This window comes from Citrobacter sp. Cb004, from assembly GCF_030337065.1.
GTDB classification, from domain to species: Bacteria; Pseudomonadota; Gammaproteobacteria; order Enterobacterales; family Enterobacteriaceae; genus Citrobacter; species Citrobacter braakii.
In genome coordinates this window covers 1-255 of record NZ_JAOWCH010000022.1, presented here as the reverse complement: position 1 = coordinate 255, position 255 = coordinate 1, and the positions used below count along the sequence as shown (strand labels likewise).

Genomic DNA, 255 nt, shown 5'->3' with positions numbered 1-255 from the left:
TGGTGCATCCGGGAGGATTCGAACCTCCGACCGCTCGGTTCGTAGCCGAGTACTCTATCCAGCTGAGCTACGGATGCATCGGGAAACTTGCTTTACTGCCGATATTGATATCGTAATGAGCGATATCAAGTAAGAGATGGTGCATCCGGGAGGATTACTCGGCTGCGCCTCGCCCTGTGGGCCGTTGCTGAAGCAACGTTATCCTCCCTGGTGCTCGCGATTATCTCGCAGACCATGAAACAACAGTTTTGCTGT

General features: G+C 53.3%; 1 tRNA gene. It reads right to left on the bottom strand.

Annotated features, from left to right (window positions below):
- Positions 1 to 77, bottom strand: a tRNA-Arg gene (locus tag OGV65_RS00125).
- Positions 78 to 255: the final 178 nt, after the last annotated feature.